14 protein-coding genes, 1 tRNA gene and 1 other RNA gene are annotated in these 14,609 nt (G+C 71.0%); 11 read left to right on the forward strand and 5 right to left on the reverse strand.

The window, feature by feature from the left end:
• Positions 1 to 74: 74 nt before the first annotated feature.
• Together ABZU46_RS11480 and ABZU46_RS11485 are read right to left on the reverse strand one after the other, a co-directional pair.
• Complete coding sequence (locus ABZU46_RS11480; RefSeq protein ID WP_354856434.1) at positions 75 to 266, reverse strand: DUF397 domain-containing protein; 192 nt, start codon at positions 264 to 266, stop codon at positions 75 to 77.
• Positions 257 to 1,024 carry a helix-turn-helix transcriptional regulator gene (locus tag ABZU46_RS11485; RefSeq protein WP_354856436.1) on the reverse strand — a complete coding sequence of 256 codons (768 nt, stop codon included), beginning with the start codon at positions 1,022 to 1,024 and terminating at the stop codon, positions 257 to 259. The genes ABZU46_RS11480 and ABZU46_RS11485 overlap by 10 nt, the downstream gene beginning before the upstream one ends.
• A 196-nt stretch (positions 1,025 to 1,220) precedes the next feature.
• Here ABZU46_RS11485 and ABZU46_RS11490 point away from each other — a divergent pair, with 196 nt between their 5' ends.
• Positions 1,221 to 1,463, forward strand: coding sequence for a flavin reductase (locus tag ABZU46_RS11490; protein WP_354856438.1), 243 nt, complete (start codon positions 1,221 to 1,223; stop codon positions 1,461 to 1,463).
• A 193-nt stretch (positions 1,464 to 1,656) separates the two neighbouring features.
• On the opposite strand, the gene ABZU46_RS11495 is transcribed toward ABZU46_RS11490, so the two are convergent.
• Both ABZU46_RS11495 and ABZU46_RS11500 read right to left on the reverse strand, forming a co-directional pair.
• On the reverse strand, positions 1,657 to 2,493 hold the full coding sequence (locus tag ABZU46_RS11495) for a class I SAM-dependent methyltransferase (protein ID WP_354856440.1): 837 nt from the start codon (positions 2,491 to 2,493) through the stop codon (positions 1,657 to 1,659).
• A gap of 77 nt (positions 2,494 to 2,570) precedes the next feature.
• Positions 2,571 to 2,655, reverse strand: a tRNA-Ser gene (locus tag ABZU46_RS11500).
• Between the two features lie 82 nt (positions 2,656 to 2,737).
• Here ABZU46_RS11500 and ffs point away from each other — a divergent pair.
• Together ffs and ABZU46_RS11510 are read left to right on the forward strand one after the other, a co-directional pair.
• An RNA gene (gene ffs / locus ABZU46_RS11505) (signal recognition particle sRNA small type) lies at positions 2,738 to 2,827 on the forward strand.
• Positions 2,828 to 3,016: 189 nt separating this feature from the next.
• Positions 3,017 to 5,944 (forward strand): DNA polymerase III subunit gamma and tau, encoded by a 2,928-nt coding sequence (locus ABZU46_RS11510; RefSeq protein ID WP_354856442.1) that lies wholly within the window; start codon positions 3,017 to 3,019, stop codon positions 5,942 to 5,944.
• A 16-nt stretch (positions 5,945 to 5,960) separates the two neighbouring features.
• Here the strand turns inward: ABZU46_RS11510 and ABZU46_RS11515 are convergent, their stop codons facing one another.
• Entirely contained in the window at positions 5,961 to 6,653 is a 693-nt protein-coding gene (locus ABZU46_RS11515; RefSeq protein WP_354856444.1) for a DUF998 domain-containing protein, read from the reverse strand.
• 274 nt (positions 6,654 to 6,927) lie between these two features.
• Between ABZU46_RS11515 and ABZU46_RS11520 the strand changes: the two genes are divergently transcribed.
• The 8 genes from ABZU46_RS11520 (at position 6,928) to ABZU46_RS11555 (ending at position 14,570) form a co-directional block, all read left to right on the forward strand.
• The gene (locus ABZU46_RS11520; protein WP_220090758.1) at positions 6,928 to 7,236 is read left to right on the forward strand and encodes a YbaB/EbfC family nucleoid-associated protein; all 309 of its coding nucleotides are present in this window, start codon (positions 6,928 to 6,930) and stop codon (positions 7,234 to 7,236) included.
• A gap of 8 nt (positions 7,237 to 7,244) precedes the next feature.
• Positions 7,245 to 7,838, forward strand: coding sequence for a recombination mediator RecR (gene recR, locus ABZU46_RS11525; protein ID WP_234583245.1), 594 nt, complete (start codon positions 7,245 to 7,247; stop codon positions 7,836 to 7,838).
• 103 nt (positions 7,839 to 7,941) lie between these two features.
• Entirely contained in the window at positions 7,942 to 8,400 is a 459-nt protein-coding gene (locus ABZU46_RS11530; protein WP_354856445.1) for a hypothetical protein, read from the forward strand.
• Positions 8,401 to 8,626: 226 nt separating this feature from the next.
• Positions 8,627 to 10,300: an ABC transporter substrate-binding protein gene (locus ABZU46_RS11535; protein ID WP_354856447.1), complete on the forward strand. Its 1,674-nt coding sequence runs from the start codon at positions 8,627 to 8,629 to the stop codon at positions 10,298 to 10,300.
• A 98-nt stretch (positions 10,301 to 10,398) separates the two neighbouring features.
• The gene (locus tag ABZU46_RS11540) at positions 10,399 to 11,406 is read left to right on the forward strand and encodes an ABC transporter permease (protein ID WP_354856450.1); all 1,008 of its coding nucleotides are present in this window, start codon (positions 10,399 to 10,401) and stop codon (positions 11,404 to 11,406) included.
• A gap of 65 nt (positions 11,407 to 11,471) precedes the next feature.
• Positions 11,472 to 12,431 carry an ABC transporter permease gene (locus ABZU46_RS11545; RefSeq protein WP_354856549.1) on the forward strand — a complete coding sequence of 320 codons (960 nt, stop codon included), beginning with the start codon at positions 11,472 to 11,474 and terminating at the stop codon, positions 12,429 to 12,431.
• A gap of 55 nt (positions 12,432 to 12,486) precedes the next feature.
• Positions 12,487 to 13,473, forward strand: coding sequence for an ABC transporter ATP-binding protein (locus ABZU46_RS11550; protein WP_354856452.1), 987 nt, complete (start codon positions 12,487 to 12,489; stop codon positions 13,471 to 13,473).
• Positions 13,470 to 14,570 (forward strand): oligopeptide/dipeptide ABC transporter ATP-binding protein, encoded by a 1,101-nt coding sequence (locus ABZU46_RS11555; protein ID WP_354856455.1) that lies wholly within the window; start codon positions 13,470 to 13,472, stop codon positions 14,568 to 14,570. The genes ABZU46_RS11550 and ABZU46_RS11555 overlap by 4 nt, the downstream gene beginning before the upstream one ends.
• Positions 14,571 to 14,609 lie beyond the last annotated feature (39 nt).

Consider the following 14,609-nt stretch of genomic DNA (forward strand, 5'->3'; position numbering starts at 1 on the left):
TAAGTTCTTGGACAGTTTCCGTTCGCGCGGAACGGAAACTGTCCAAGATCTGCGGCGGTGAGCCCTCGCGGGTGTCAGGCGCGGCGGGCGACCTGGGTGACGAACGCGCGCCAGGCCGTCGGCGCGAAGGCGAGCGCCGGGCCGGTCGGGTCCTTGGAATCGCGTACGCCGATCACGCCGGGCAGGTTGTCGGCGACCTCGACACAGTTGCCACCGTTGCCGCTGCTGCGGCTGCTCTTGCGCCACCGGGCGCCGTTCAGCTCCATGTCTCCGCCACTTCCGTCATCAGATCGACCGACTGCCAGTGCGACAGCGCCTCGCCGCGCACGTTCTCCCATGCCGCCATCATGGCCGCGATGTCGTCGGGGTCGCTAGCGACTTGTCCCTGAAGCTGGTTGTCCAGGTAGCCGGCGACCCGATGGTCGTGGCTGTGGGCGATCACGAACGGCCCGTTGAGGCCGGCGTACGCGCCGACCGCGCTGGGCACCACGTGCACCCGGATGTGCGGCTCCGCGCAGGCGGCGACCACGGCCAGCAGCTGCTCGCGCATGGTCGCCCGGCCGCCCACCGGCCGGCGGAGGATCGCCTCGTCGATGACGGCCGTGAACTGCGGCGGGTCGTCCCGCTTCAGCACGCCCTGCCGGTTGAGCCGCACGGTGAGGTGCCGCTCGATTTCGCTCGGCGGGATCAGACCCGCGCCGCCGAGGACCGCGCGGGCGTACGCCTCGGTCTGGAGCAGGCCCGGCAGGACGGTTGACTCGAATGAGCGCAGCGACACCGCCTCGCGCTCGATCTCCTGCCACGGACGAAACCAGATGGGGTCACGACGTCTTGAAGTGTCCGGCCAGATGTCCGACACGTCCTTGTGGAGGGCTTCCGCTGCCGCGAACCGGTGCCGAGGATGCGGGATGCGGCCCTCGGTCAGCCAGCGCGCCACGGTCTTCGGGTCGACGCCGACGGTCTCGGCGAGCGATTCGGTGGTGTGCCCGGTGTCGTTCAGTGCCACCCGCAGCGCGTCGTTCACGGCCCCTCCATCGGATGTCTCGAATATCTGAGAACCATATAGCTACGCCCTGTATCTGCCCGGTGACGCGCCCGAGGGTGGTTGCAGAAGACGGCGTGGCCGGTGGAGGCGCAGCAACCCGGCGGTCGGCGTCAGTCCGGGGTCGCCCCGATGCGGAGGCGGGGTGACTCCCTCCACCAGCGAAGGAGGCTGACTCTTGCCCCGCCGTCGCCACCGGAACCACCTGCCGATCCGACCCACCTGGCGATGTCAGGCGTGCGGCATCGCCTGGCCCTGCTCGCCAGCGAAACTGCGACTGCTCGGGGAGTACCGGCAGGACCGGCTGGCGTTGACCATCTACCTGGCGACGCTCCAGGCCGAGGCCGGTGAACACCTCCGGGACGTCGACCCGGCCCGGCTCACCGAGCGCTTCTTCTCCTGGACTCGCGCCCGGGGGTGAGAGTCTGGGCACGGTACGCGCCGCCGTGGACCTCTGCCGGCCCGCCGACGGGAGGTCCGGCGGGCGGTCTGGCTCCAGATCTTGGACAATTTCCGTTAGCTCCGAACGGAAACTGTCCAAGATCTCGTCGTTTCGGCGCGCGGGCCAGCCGCGCCAGCCCTCGAAGACGCGGCCGCAAAGCTCGCTCCGCCGGTCAGGGTCGCCAGATCACGATGTCGATGTCGCGTCGTCGCTCGGCGAAGCGGCCGTCCCGCGCCGTCGCCGTCAACAGCTCGCGCAGGTCGGCCTCGAACGCGGGCCGCCGATCGCCGAACAGGTGCGGTGCCGAACTGGACAGCGAGAACACCGCCGAGACGATCTCGTCCACCGGGCGTTCCACGACCATCCCCTGTTCGACAGTGACCCGGGTGGGGCCGGTGAAGCCCGCCGCGAGCATGATCTCGCCCTCGCCGCTGGGGGTGCCGGCGGGCAGCGACCCCTGACCGGCCCGGCGCACCGGCCCCAGGTAGCGCGCGACCAGGTCGTTGATCTGCGACCAGGGCGGGCGGGGGTACGGCAGCGGGTCGTCCCCGGTCACGCCCTGGTGGGTGGTGGCGCTGACGTGGACCCAGGCCCCGTCGGGCGCGAGCATGTCGCGGACCCGCCGAGCCACCAACGGCCGGTCCATCCAGTGGAACGACTGGGCGAACGTGGCCACCCGGAACGTACCCAGGTCGGCCGGCAGAGCCTCGGCGCGCAGGTGCCGCCACTCGACGGCGGTGGCCCCCGACTCGGCGGCTCTGCGCTGCGCCTCGGCGAGCATGTCCCGGTCGGGGTCGACCCCCACCGCCGCCTCGAACAGCGGCGCCAGCAGCAGCGTCAACGACCCGGGGCCACAACCGACGTCCAGGAGGCGACCGGTGCCATCCAGGTCGAGCGCCGTACGGATGGCGTCGACGAGTTCGGGCGGATAGGGCAGCCGGCCCACGCTGTAGTGGTGCGCGCTGCCCGCGTACAACGTCTCGTCCCACTCCCACGCGGTCTCGGCCATGGCGTCGATGACACCACAGCAAGAACGCCCAGCCGACCTGTTATCGGTCTGCTGGGCGTTTCTGCTGCTCAGGCGAGCGGAGGATACGAGATTCGAACTCGTGAGGGTGTAAACCCAACACGCTTTCCAAGCGTGCGCCCTAGGCCTCTAGGCGAATCCTCCGCGAGCCAGGATACAGGCCCTTGCCGGCCGGGCCACCCCACCACCCCCTGAAGATCGACGGGCCGTCGGGTAGGGTTGGCGTCACCTCCCGTGCGGCGGTATCTCGTGAACCTCCCCAGGGCCGGAAGGCAGCAAGGATAAGCGAGCTCTGCCGGGTGCACGGGAGGCCTTTTTGTCTCCGGGGCCTTGATCCACTCCAGGTCGCCGATGTGGGGCTGTTCTGGGCCGTGGATACCGCCACGTCGCCGAGATGGAGTCGATCAAGCGCGGCAACCCGGGGTAACCCAAGCTGCCCGGCGGGGTGGGTGGTCACCCGCGCCCGACCGGCGCAGAATGGCTCGGTCGAGAGGAGGCGGGACGAGTGACGCTGGCGCTCTACCGCAAGTACCGGCCACGTACCTTCGCCGAGGTCATCGGGCAGGAGCACGTCACCGAGCCGTTGTCGCAGGCGCTGCGCAGCGGCCGGCTCAACCACGCCTACCTCTTCTCCGGCCCCCGTGGCTGCGGCAAGACGTCCAGCGCCCGGATCCTGGCCCGCTCGCTCAACTGCGAGCAGGGCCCCACCCCCGAGCCGTGCGGCAAGTGTGAGTCGTGCCGCTCGCTCGCCATCGACGGCGCCGGCTCCATCGACGTGATCGAGATCGACGCGGCCAGCCACGGTGGTGTCGACGACGCCCGGGAGCTGCGCGAGCGCGCGTTCTTCGCGCCAGCCAGCAGCCGCTTCAAGATCTACGTGATCGACGAGGCGCACATGGTCTCGACCCAGGGCTTCAACGCCCTGCTCAAGCTCGTCGAGGAGCCCCCGGAGTACGTCAAGTTCATCTTCGCCACCACCGAGCCGGAGAAGGTCCTCGGCACGATCCGGTCGCGGACCCACCACTACCCGTTCCGGCTGATCCCGCCGAAGATCCTCCGCCCGTACCTGGAGCAGCTCACCCAGGCCGAGGGCGTCGCCGTCGAGCCGGCGGTCTTCCCGCTGGTGGTTCGCGCCGGTGGCGGCAGCGCCCGGGACAGCCTCTCCGTGCTCGACCAGCTCATCGCCGGCGCCGGCCCGGAGGGCGTCAGCTACGCCCGCGCCGCCGCGCTGCTCGGGGTCACCGACGCCGCGTTGATCGACGAGATGTGCGACGCGCTGGCCGCCGGTGACGGCGCCGCCGCGTACGCCACCGTCGACCGGGTCGCCGAGGCCGGGCACGACCCGCGCCGGTTCGCCTCCGACCTGCTGGAACGGCTGCGCGACCTGATCGTGATCCAGCAGGTGCCGGACGCCGCCGCGAAGGGCCTCATCGACGGCCCCGCCGACCAGATCGAGCGGATGGCCGCCCAGGCGTCCCAACTCGGCCCGGCCACGCTCTCCCGCTGCGCCGACATCGTGCACGACGGCCTGGTGGAGATGCGCGGCACCACCGCGCCCCGCCTGCTGCTGGAGCTGATCTGCGCCCGGATGCTGCTGCCCGGCGTGGACGACTCCGCCGGCGGCCTCCTCCAGCGCCTCGAACGGATGGAACGCCGGCTCACCCTGGGCGGCACCGACGCGCCGTCGGCCGCCGCCGGCTCCGCGTCAGCAGCCCAGCAAGGGGTACGCCCACAGCACGCCCCTCCGGTCCCGGCTGCCGCCACCCCGGCACCCGCCAATGCCCCGACCTCCGCACCGCCGTGGGACGTCGACCCGACCGCGTCCCCGACCCCCGGCGCGCGGGCCGCAGACACTGCGGGCTCGGGCGTTGTGGGTTCGGGCGTTGTGGGTTCGGGTGCTGCGGGCTCGGGCGCTCGCGTTCCCGGCGTACCGGCCGCGCACGCGCCCTCGAGGGCCGACTCACCGATTCCGGCCTCGCCCGGTGCGTCGGCCGTCGCCGCGTCGACCTCCACTGATCCGGCCGCTGCACCCGTCTCGCCGGCCCCGCGTCGCGTGGTGCCGCCGTCGGCCGTGCTGCCCGACCCGGCGACACCCGTGCCGCCTCGCCCCGGTGCGCCGGCCGCCGCACTGGACGCGGTGGCCGTCCGCCGGGCCTGGCCCGACGTGGTCGGCAAGGTCAACCGGACCAACAAGCGGATCGCCGCCCTCATGCGCGACGCGGTGGTGCGGGAACTCGACGGCGACATGCTGGTGCTGACGGTGAAGTCCACCGTGCTGGCCAAGATGATGGCCGACCACTCGGCGGTGCTCACCGACGCGCTCTACGAGGAGCTGGGCGGACGCTGGCAGATCCGCTGCGAGGTGGCCGGCGAGCGGGGTGGCGTGTCGCTGTCCGGCCCACCGCGCTCCCAGCCGGCCGCGCCGCCCCGCCCGACCGCTGCCGCGCCGGCACCGACCGCGCCGACCTCGGCCGCTCCGACCGCTGCCGCGCAGCCGTCCGCGCCGGCCGCTGCCGTGCCGGCCGCTGCCGCCCAGCCGTTCGCGCCGACCCCGACCGCTCCGACCTCTGCCGCGCAGCCGACCGCGCCGACCCAGGCCGGGCCGACCGCGGTTGCGCCGACGTCGGCCCCGGTTGCCGCGCCGGCCGCTGCCGCCGCGTCGCCTGCTTCGGCGGATGTCCGACCTGCCCCCACGAACACATCGCCCAACGTGTCTCCGGCCTCGACGAACACGGCCGCCGCGGCTGGCTCGACGAACACCCCGGCGGCTGCGACACCCGACGACGAGGACGACTGGCCGGAGGCCGCGCGCCCCGGTGGCAATGCTCCCGCCGCCGCCCAGGCGACGGATGACGACGACTGGCCGGAGGCCGCCCGGCCGGGCGGTACCGCCGTGGACGACCCCGACTCCGCCTCGGGCGGCTCCTCCGCACCCGTGTCGACAGGCGTGAACGGCGCCGACGCGGCCCACACCAGATCGAACGGTGCCGGCCCGGGGGCGAACGGTGGCGGCTCCGGCGGCTCCGGCGCCGTGACCGGTCAGCCGGACGCACGGGCGGCCAACCCGACGCCGGCGGCCCGGCAGCCGGCGGCAGCCGGTGGCGCACCGGTGAGCAGCGCCATCGCCGCCGCACGAGCGGCGGCGGCGGGGCGCGGCGCGCGTACCGCATCGGCGGCCCGGCCCGTCGCGGACGCCGAATGGGCGGGCGAACCGCCTTACGACCCGGACTTCGACGGCCCGCAGCGCGGTAGGCGCCCGGGTGGCGCGGCACCGGCGGCGGTACCGACCTACGAGGGGTTCGACCCGGGCGACGAACCGTTGGACGAGGTCATCGACGAGAAGACCGCCCGGGAGTCGAGCGAGGAGCAGGCGGTACGGCTGCTCCGGGAGACCTTCGGCGCCGAGAAGATCGACGAGGTGGACGCCCGCTGACACCCTGCCCCGTCGATCATGAAGTGGTGTGGCTCTCGGCCGACACCGCGGCCTCCTGAGCGACGGGGCCGGGCGGGGTTTCGGCGAGCAGGGCGCCCAGGCAGCAGGCCCACACGGGAAAGGGCAGCACCGCTACGCGTTCCATGCCGCCCACTCCGATCCCGAGGCCCTGCTGGGCGAAGAACAGCACGGTTCCCGCCAGCGCGGTCAACCCGGCGGCAAGGGTGAGCGCTCGCCACCGGCCGAGCAGCGTGGTGTGCGGCGCGAAGCCGGCGAGGAGCAGCCCGATGTTGCCCAGGCCCATGATCAGGAATGCGCCGAGGACGTGCAGGTTCTCGTCGACGTCGGCCGGGTAGCGGGCCGCCAGGGCGTACCCGCCGGCCGCCAGCAACAGCAGCGTCTGCGCGGAGCGCACCACCGCGCCGCGACCGAGTGACCGCCAGGTCAACAGGAGCCCGGCGGCGAGCAGTACGGCCGTGGCCAGTGTCGCGGCGTTCATCAACGGGTGCCAGGGGGAGCAGACGTACCGGGGTCGGGTGGTGTCCCAGATGCCGCAGTGGACGTTGCCGAGGTCGCTGATGTTGTGGCTGGCCCAGCTGTAGGCCGGCTCGCGCCAGCGCAGGCCGGTGACCAGGCCGGCGACGAGGAAGACCGGTGCGGCGATCACCCAGCACAGTGTGCCGACCCGGCCCGTGGGGTTGAGGTTCATGCTGTCGAGCAGACCAGCGCGGTGGGTGCCGACGCACTACCCGCAGAGGGCCGGTTCGGGGTGGTGCCAGCCATACCTAGCGGGTCGTTCGGGCGGGCGGCTCGTCGGCCGGTTGTGAACCCGGTCGTTCCCGGCCCGCGTGCGGAAGCCGGCATGCCCGGCGTGGGCGGACGCACCGGGCGGGGCGGGGTCGGTCCCAGCGGTTAGGCTGGTCGGCGGCCGAGCAGACGAGTGCGAGAAGGAGCCATCCGTGCGCCCAGGTGGACAGCCGAACATGCAGCAGATGCTGAAGCAGGCGCAGAAGATGCAGCAGCAGATCGCCGCTGCCCAGGCCGAGCTGGCCGAGGCCGAGCTGACCGGCACGGCCGGCGGAGGGCTGGTCACCGCGACCGTCTCCGGCTCCGGTGACCTGAAGGCCATCAAGATCGACCCAAAGGCCGTCGACCCGGACGACGTGGAGACCCTCGAAGACCTGGTGGTCGCGGCCGTGCACAACGCCGCCGAGGCCGCGCGCGAGTTGACCGAGCGCAAGATGGGTCCGGTCGCCGGCGGCATGGGCGGCCTCGGCCTGCCCGGTTTCTGAGCCGGCAGATGTACGAAGGCGCCATCCAGGATCTGATCGACGAGCTGGGACGACTGCCGGGCGTGGGCCCGAAGAGCGCCCAGCGGATCGCGTTCCACGTCCTGTCGGCCGACCCGGCCGACGTCAACCGGCTGGCCGGCGCGCTGCGCAAGGTCAAGGAGCTGGTGCGCTTCTGCACGACCTGTTACAACGTGGCCGAGTCCGAGCAGTGCCGGATCTGCCGCGATCAGCGCCGCACCGACGAGGTGCTCTGCGTGGTGGAGGAACCTAAGGACGTGGTGGCCATCGAGCGGACCGGTGAGTTCCGCGGTCGCTACCACGTGCTCGGCGGCGCGATCAATCCGCTAGAGGGGATCGGCCCGGACAATCTGCGCATCCGGGAGCTGATGACCCGGTTGAGCGGCGGCGCGGTCCGGGAGTTGATCCTGGCCACCGATCCGAACACGGAGGGCGAGGCGACCGCCACCTATCTGGCGCTGATGGTGAAGCCGATGGGGATCGCGGTGACCCGGCTGGCCAGTGGGCTGCCCGTCGGCGGCGATCTGGAGTACGCCGACGAGATCACCCTGGGCCGGGCGTTCGAGGGGCGTCGGGCCGTCTGATCCCGTACACCGTCAGGGTTGTCGGCGGCCGATACAACTGAGGTGATCCGGTGGGTCCGTGCGACGAGCGCGGGCCCACCGGCGTACCTCGGGGAGGTGGCGTGTGGCGACGCGGCGGCCGGCCCAGCGGTCCTGGGCTCCGGCGGTGCTGGTGGCCGTGCTGGCCCTGGTGATCGCTGGCGTCATCGTGGCGATCGAGGTGGGGAGCCGGCGACTGGCCGCGGACACCCGCGCGGAGGAGGCCGGGGCCGAAGCCGCCGTGACCCGTGACGCCCAGGCGTACGCCGCCGCGGTGGTCGCCACCGGCGACCCGGCGCCGACCGACGAACGGTTGGCGGTGGTCGCGGAGGGTGCCCGGGTCGAGGTTCGGGAGGTTCGCCGGACTTCCGGCCTGGTGGTGGTCGTGTACGGTTCCGCCCCTGTCGGCACGTTGTTCGGAGCGAGCAACGTGACCGCCTGCCACCGCGTGACCTTCCACGACCTGGGTACCGCTGCGGCGGGTTCGGCCGTCGAGCGGCTGGCCGACTGCCCACCACCCGTGGCCTGGCCGTCGCCCTCCTGACGCGCCCGAGTCGTCGACACCCGGCGTCGACGGCCGGCTTCGTGGCGTCGGGTTATGTGTCGCTCTATGTATTCGCCGTGCCGTCGACTGTCAGACGTCCGCGCAAGGTGTCGGCTTGGTAGCGATTGCCTGACGGCCGTTCCGCTTCCGGTGTTACATGTCATAGCCTCCCGCACACGGACCGAGCCACAGCTCGGCGTGGTCATGCGCATGACAGAGGTGAGAGATGCAGGCGAGAAGGCTTAAATCGGCTGTGGCCATCGCGGCCGTTGCCGCTCTGGCGGTCGGCGCGGCCGGCTGCGCGAAGAGCGAGCGCGACGGCGACAGTGGCGAGGCCAAGACTGGCGGCACCTTCATCTTCGCGGGTGCCGGTGACCCGAAGAACTTCGATCCGATCTTCAACGATGACGGTGAGTCGTTCCGGCCGGTCCGGCAGATGTTCGACACCCTGGTGAGCCACAAGCCGGGCACCGCGGAGCTGCAGGGCGGCCTGGCCGAGAGCTGGGAGCACGACCCCGACGGCAAGGTCTGGACGTTCAAGCTCCGCCAGGGTGTGAAGTTCCACGACGGCACCCCGTTCGACGCCGCGGCGGTCTGCTTCAACTTCGACCGTTGGTACAACATGAAGGGCGCTGCCGCCCAGTCCCAGATGATCTACTACATGGACGTCTTCGGGGGCTTCGCCAACAACGAGAGCCCGGACGCCGGCAAGCCGATCTACAACAAGTGCGAGGCGAAGGACGGCGGCACCGCAGTCGTCACCCTCAACCAGTACAAGGGCGCCTTCCCGGGTGCGTTCGCGCTGACCTCGCTCTCGATCGCCAGCCCCGAGGCGCTGAAGAAGTACGACGCCAACACGGTGAAGCAGAACGGCGACTCGTTCGAGTACAGCGCGTTCGCCACCACCAACCCGGTCGGCACCGGCCCGTTCACCTTCGGTGGCTGGGACAAGGCCAAGAACGAGATCACCCTGAACCGCAACGCGGACTACTGGGGTGACAAGGCCAAGGTCGACAAGGTGATCATCAAGGTCATCAAGGACGAGAGCACCCGCAAGCAGGAGCTCCGCGCCGGCACCGTCCAGGGCATCGACTTCCCGGCCCCGGCCGACCGCAAGGCGCTGGAGGGTGAGGGCTTCCAGGTCATCAACCGCCCGGCGTTCAACGTCCTCTACCTGGGCCTCAACCAGAAGAACCCGAAGCTCAAGGACCTGCGGGTGCGCCAGGCGATCGCCTACGCGCTCAACCGCCAGCAGCTGGTGCAGACCAAGGGCCCGGGTGGCGCCAAGGTCGCCGACGAGTTCATGCCGGACACCGTGCTCGGCTACGCCCCGGACGTGCAGAAGTACGAGTACAACCCGGACAAGGCCAAGCAGCTCCTCAAGGAGGCCGGCGCCGAGGGTCTGACGCTGAACTTCTACTACCCGCCGGACGTCTCCCGGCCGTACATGCCGAACCCGCAGGAGATCTTCACCGTCCTCGCCAACGACCTCCAGGCCGTGGGCATCAAGGTCAACGGTGTGCCTCGCCCGTGGAACGGTGGCTTCAAGGACGACGTGCAGCAGTTCGGCAAGCAGGACCTGCACATCCTCGGCTGGACCGGTGACTACAACGACCCGGGCAACTTCGTCGGCACGTTCTTCGGCCGGGCCAAGGTCGAGTTCGGCGACCAGTCGATGACCGAGATGTTCGACGCGATCACCAAGGCCGACGGCACTGTCGACGACGCCGGCAAGAAGGCGGCCTGGGAGCAGGTCAACCGGGACATCGCCGCCAAGTGGCTGCCGGCCGTGCCGCTCTGGCACGCCCCGCCGGCCATCGTCGTCACCAAGGACGTCAAGGGCATGGTGGCCAGCCCGTTGACCGACGAGCGATTCAACACGGTCAGCGTCAGCAAGTGACGTCCCTCGGCTGAGGCCGTAGGCGTGATCGGCCCGGGTCCGGGGTTCCTCCCGGCCCGGGCCGATCCGCGATTCATCGAGAGTCTGGTGTGTGAGAGATGTTGCGAGTCATAGTCCGCCGCCTGTTGCAGCTGGTGGTGACCCTCATAGCGCTGTCGGCGCTGATCTTCATCTGGCTGCGGAACCTGCCCGGTGGCCCGGTCGAGGCGCTGCTCGGCGAGCGGGCCACGCCCGAGCGCCGCGTGCTGCTGACCAAGGCGCTCGGCTACGACCAGCCGATCCTGGTGCAGTACGGCAAGTTTATGCAGCGAGTCGTCACCGGCGACTTCGGCAACTCGATCCGGACCGGTGACCCGGTCACCGAGGTCATCAGCCGCGCCTTCCCGGCCACCATCGAACTGGCCCTCGCCGCGATGATCATCGCGGTCGGACTCGGGGTGCCGCTCGGCTACCTCGCCGCTCGCTGGCGCGGACGATCGCTGGACAACCTCACCATCGCCGGCACCCTGCTCGGCATCTCCATCCCGATCTTCTTCCTGGGCTATCTGCTCAAGGACGTCTTCACCCAGAACATCCACTGGTTCCCGCCGTCCGGACGGCTCACCACGGGTCTGGACAACACCCACGTCACCGGCTTCTTCGTGCTCGACGGCCTGCTCACCCGGGAGTTCGACGCCAGCGCGGACGCGCTGTGGCACCTGATCCTGCCGGCGATCACGCTCGCCACCATCCCGCTGGCGGTGATCGTGCGGATCACCCGGGCCAGCGTGCTCGACGTCCTCAACGAGGACTACGTGCGGACCGCCGAGGCCAAGGGCCTGCGGCACCGCACCATCCGCGGCCGGCACATCCTGCGCAACGCGCTGCTCCCGGTGGTCACCACCATCGGCCTGCAGACCGGCGCGCTCCTCTCCGGCGCGGTGCTCACCGAGAAGGTCTACAACTGGGGTGGCATCGGCACGCTGATCACTGACTCGATCAGCGGCGGCCGGGACTACCCGGTGCTCCAGGCGATCATCCTGCTCGCGGCGCTGGTCTTCGTGGTGGTCAACCTGCTGGTCGACCTCTCCTACGCCTTCATCGACCCCAGGGTGCGTGTGCGATGAGTGACCCCATCACCCAGGCCGGAGCGCCGACGCCCCGCAGCGGGGACGACAAGCCCCGCCCCGGCATGAGCGAACGCAGCATCGGCGTGCTCGGCGACCGCAAGAAGGCACGACTGGACGAGTTGGCCCGCGCCAGCGCGTCCGACCGGGGCGGCATCAGCCTCGTCCGCGACGCCGTGCGCCGGCTGCGGCGCAACCCGGTCGCCATCGTCGGCGCCAGCATCGTCGGACTGTTCGTCCTGGTAGCGATCTTCGCCCCGCTCATCGCGCCGCACGACCCGGTGCAGCGCTTCGAGGAGCTCACGAAGAACCTCACCGTGGACAGCATCCCGGGTGCCAGCGGTGACTTCCCGCTCGGCTCCGACCCGCTCGGCCGGGACTTCCTGACCCGGATGATCTACGGGGCGCGGCAGACGCTGTTCGTGGGCGTGCTCGCCACCCTCATCGGTCTGGCTCTCGGTGTGCTGATCGGCGCGGTCGCCGGCGCCTTCGGCGGTTGGGTCGACGTCGTCCTGATGCGACTCACCGACGTGATGCTGGCCCTGCCGAGCCTGCTGCTCGCGATCACCCTGGTCGCGATGGCCAGCCGATCGAGCCAGTGGACGGTCATCTTCGCGGTGGCCATCGTCAACGTGCCGATCTTCGCCCGACTGCTGCGCGGCTCGATGCTTGCCCAGCGGGAGAGCGACCACGTGCTCGCCGCCCGCGCGCTCGGCGTCAAGGAGCGCAACATCGTGCTGCGGCACATGCTGCCCAACTCACTGACCGCCGTGATCGTGCAGGCCACCCTGACCTTCGCGGTGGCCATCCTGGACGCCGCGGCGCTCTCGTTCCTGGGCCTCGGCGACCCGGACATCAACCGGGCCGAGTGGGGCCTGATGCTCGGCGTGGACGGTCAGCGCTACTTCGAGGTCCGTCCTGAGCTGGCGTACTACCCGGCGCTCGCGATCATCGTGGTCGCGCTCGGCTTCACCCTGCTGGGTGAGGCGATGCGCGAGGCGATCGACCCGAAGAACCGGCGGTGACCGCGGTGCGCGCAATCAGCACGGCCGGCGTGAGCCGGCGAGAGGAAGTGACCCGATGAGCCTGCTCGACGTCCGTGACCTGAGCGTCGTGTTCCAGCGGCGGGGCGAGCGGCCCTTCACCGCCGTCGACAAGGTCAGCTTCACCGTGGAGCCGGGGCAGACCGTCGGCCTGGTCGGCGAGTCCGGCTGCGGCAAGAGCGTGACCAGCCTGGCCATCATGGGCCTGCTGCCCAAGCGGGGCAACAAGGTCACCGGGGAGGTGCTCTTCGAGGGCGCCGACCTGCTGAAGCTGCGACCGGACGACATGCGGGACCGGCGCGGCCGGGAGATCAGCATGATCTTCCAGGACCCGTTGTCGTCGCTGAACCCGGTCATCCCGATCGGCGTCCAGGTGGCCGAGGTGCTGGAACGCCACCAGGGCCGGGACCGCAAGCAGGCACTGCGGGAAGCACGCGACCTGCTCGACGCCGTCGGGATTCCCGACCCGCAACGGCGACTCAGCGAGTACCCGCACCAGATCTCCGGCGGCATGCGCCAGCGCGCGCTGATCGCCATCGCACTGGCCTGCAAGCCTCGGCTGCTGATCGCCGACGAGCCGACCACCGCGCTCGACGTGACCATCCAGGCGCAGATCCTCACCCTGCTCAAGCAGTTGGTCGACGACACCGGCACCGCGCTCGTGATGATCACGCACGACCTGGGCGTGGTGGCCGGGCTCTGTGACACAGTCAACGTGCTCTACGGCGGCAAGGTCGTGGAGCGGGCCCGACGGCACGAGCTGTTCGCGCACGCCCGGCACCCGTACACCCACGGGTTGCTCAACTCGGTGCCGCGGCTGGACTCACCGCGCGGTGAGCGGCTGCACGCCATCCGCGGGTCGGTCTCCGACAACATCCCGTGGACCGAGGGGTGCGCGTTCGCCCCCCGGTGCGACAACGTCGTGGACGCCTGCCTGGAGGGGCCTCCGCCGCTCGAACCCACCGCCACCGGCGGCGACCTGCGCTGCAACAACCCCGTCTCCGAGGAGGTGGCGGCCCGATGACCGAAGAGACCACCCCGCTGATCGAGCTGCGCGACGTCAAGGTCCACTTTCCGATCAAGAGCGGTCTGCTCTTCGACCGGACCATCGGCTACGTCTACGCCGTCGACGGCGTGTCGCTGAGCATCCGCAAGGGCGAGACGTACGGCCTGGTCGGCGAGTCGGGCTGCGGCAAGTCGACGCTGGGCCGTGGCCTGCTCCGGCTCGTCGAGCCCACCGACGGCGAGATCGTCTTCGACGGCACCGACGTCCGCTCCCTCAAGGGCGAGGCGATGCGGCACGCCCGCCGCCGCATGCAGATGATCTTCCAGGATCCGCTCTCCAGCCTCGACCCTCGACAGTCGGTGGAGTCGCTGCTCGTGGAGGGCCTGAAGGCGCACGGGCTGGCCGGCGACAAGGCCGAGACGAACCGGCGGTTGCGCGAGACGCTGGAGGCGGTGGGCCTGCCCGCGTCGGCTCTCAGCAAGTACCCGCACGAGTTCTCCGGTGGCCAGCGCCAGCGAATCGGCATCGCCCGGGCCCTGGTGCTCAACCCGGACCTGATCGTCGCCGACGAGCCGGTCTCCGCACTGGACGTGTCGATCCAGGCGCAGGTGCTCAACCTGCTCGAGGACCTGCAGAACGAGCGCGGCCTGACGTACCTGATCATCGCGCACGACCTGGCGGTGGTCCGGCACATCGCCGACACGGTGGGCGTCATGTACCTGGGTGGTCTGGTGGAGGAGGCGTCCAGCGACGACCTCTACCGCGAGCCGATGCACCCGTACACCCGGGCGCTGATGTCCGCGGTGCCGGTGCCCGACCCGGTCGTCGAGGACCGTCGGGAGCGCATCCTGCTCGCCGGCGACCTACCCTCGCCCACCAACCCGCCGTCGGGCTGCCGGTTCCACACCCGGTGCCCGTGGGCGCAGCCGACCCGCTGCGCCAGCGAGCGGCCGGCGCTGCGCGACGTGGTCGGCGGGCACCGGGTGGCCTGCCACTTCGCCGAGGACATCGCCGCCGGCCGGATCCGGCCACACGAGGTCGAGGTGGAGCTGGTGCGCCCGGCCGAGGGCACCGGCCCGCTCGACCCGCCGGGTGAGTTGATCCCGACGCCGTGACGACACAGTGAGGTGATCCGGCGCCGTGATGCCGCAGTG

The organism is Micromonospora sp. NPDC005197 (assembly GCF_040608295.1).
Classification (GTDB): domain Bacteria; phylum Actinomycetota; class Actinomycetes; order Mycobacteriales; family Micromonosporaceae; genus Micromonospora.

Coding starts and splice junctions, on each gene's coding strand:
- ABZU46_RS11480 (WP_354856434.1), bottom strand. CDS start 266: ATGGAGCTGAACGGCGCCCGGTGGCGCAAGAGCAGCCGCAGCAGCGGC.
- ABZU46_RS11495 (WP_354856440.1), bottom strand. CDS start 2,493: ATGGCCGAGACCGCGTGGGAGTGGGACGAGACGTTGTACGCGGGCAGC.
- ABZU46_RS11515 (WP_354856444.1), bottom strand. CDS start 6,653: ATGAACCTCAACCCCACGGGCCGGGTCGGCACACTGTGCTGGGTGATC.
- ABZU46_RS11520 (WP_220090758.1), top strand. CDS start 6,928: ATGCAGCAGATGCTGAAGCAGGCGCAGAAGATGCAGCAGCAGATCGCC.
- recR (WP_234583245.1), top strand. CDS start 7,245: ATGTACGAAGGCGCCATCCAGGATCTGATCGACGAGCTGGGACGACTG.
- ABZU46_RS11535 (WP_354856447.1), top strand. CDS start 8,627: ATGCAGGCGAGAAGGCTTAAATCGGCTGTGGCCATCGCGGCCGTTGCC.
- ABZU46_RS11540 (WP_354856450.1), top strand. CDS start 10,399: ATGTTGCGAGTCATAGTCCGCCGCCTGTTGCAGCTGGTGGTGACCCTC.
- ABZU46_RS11545 (WP_354856549.1), top strand. CDS start 11,472: ATGAGCGAACGCAGCATCGGCGTGCTCGGCGACCGCAAGAAGGCACGA.
- ABZU46_RS11550 (WP_354856452.1), top strand. CDS start 12,487: ATGAGCCTGCTCGACGTCCGTGACCTGAGCGTCGTGTTCCAGCGGCGG.
- ABZU46_RS11555 (WP_354856455.1), top strand. CDS start 13,470: ATGACCGAAGAGACCACCCCGCTGATCGAGCTGCGCGACGTCAAGGTC.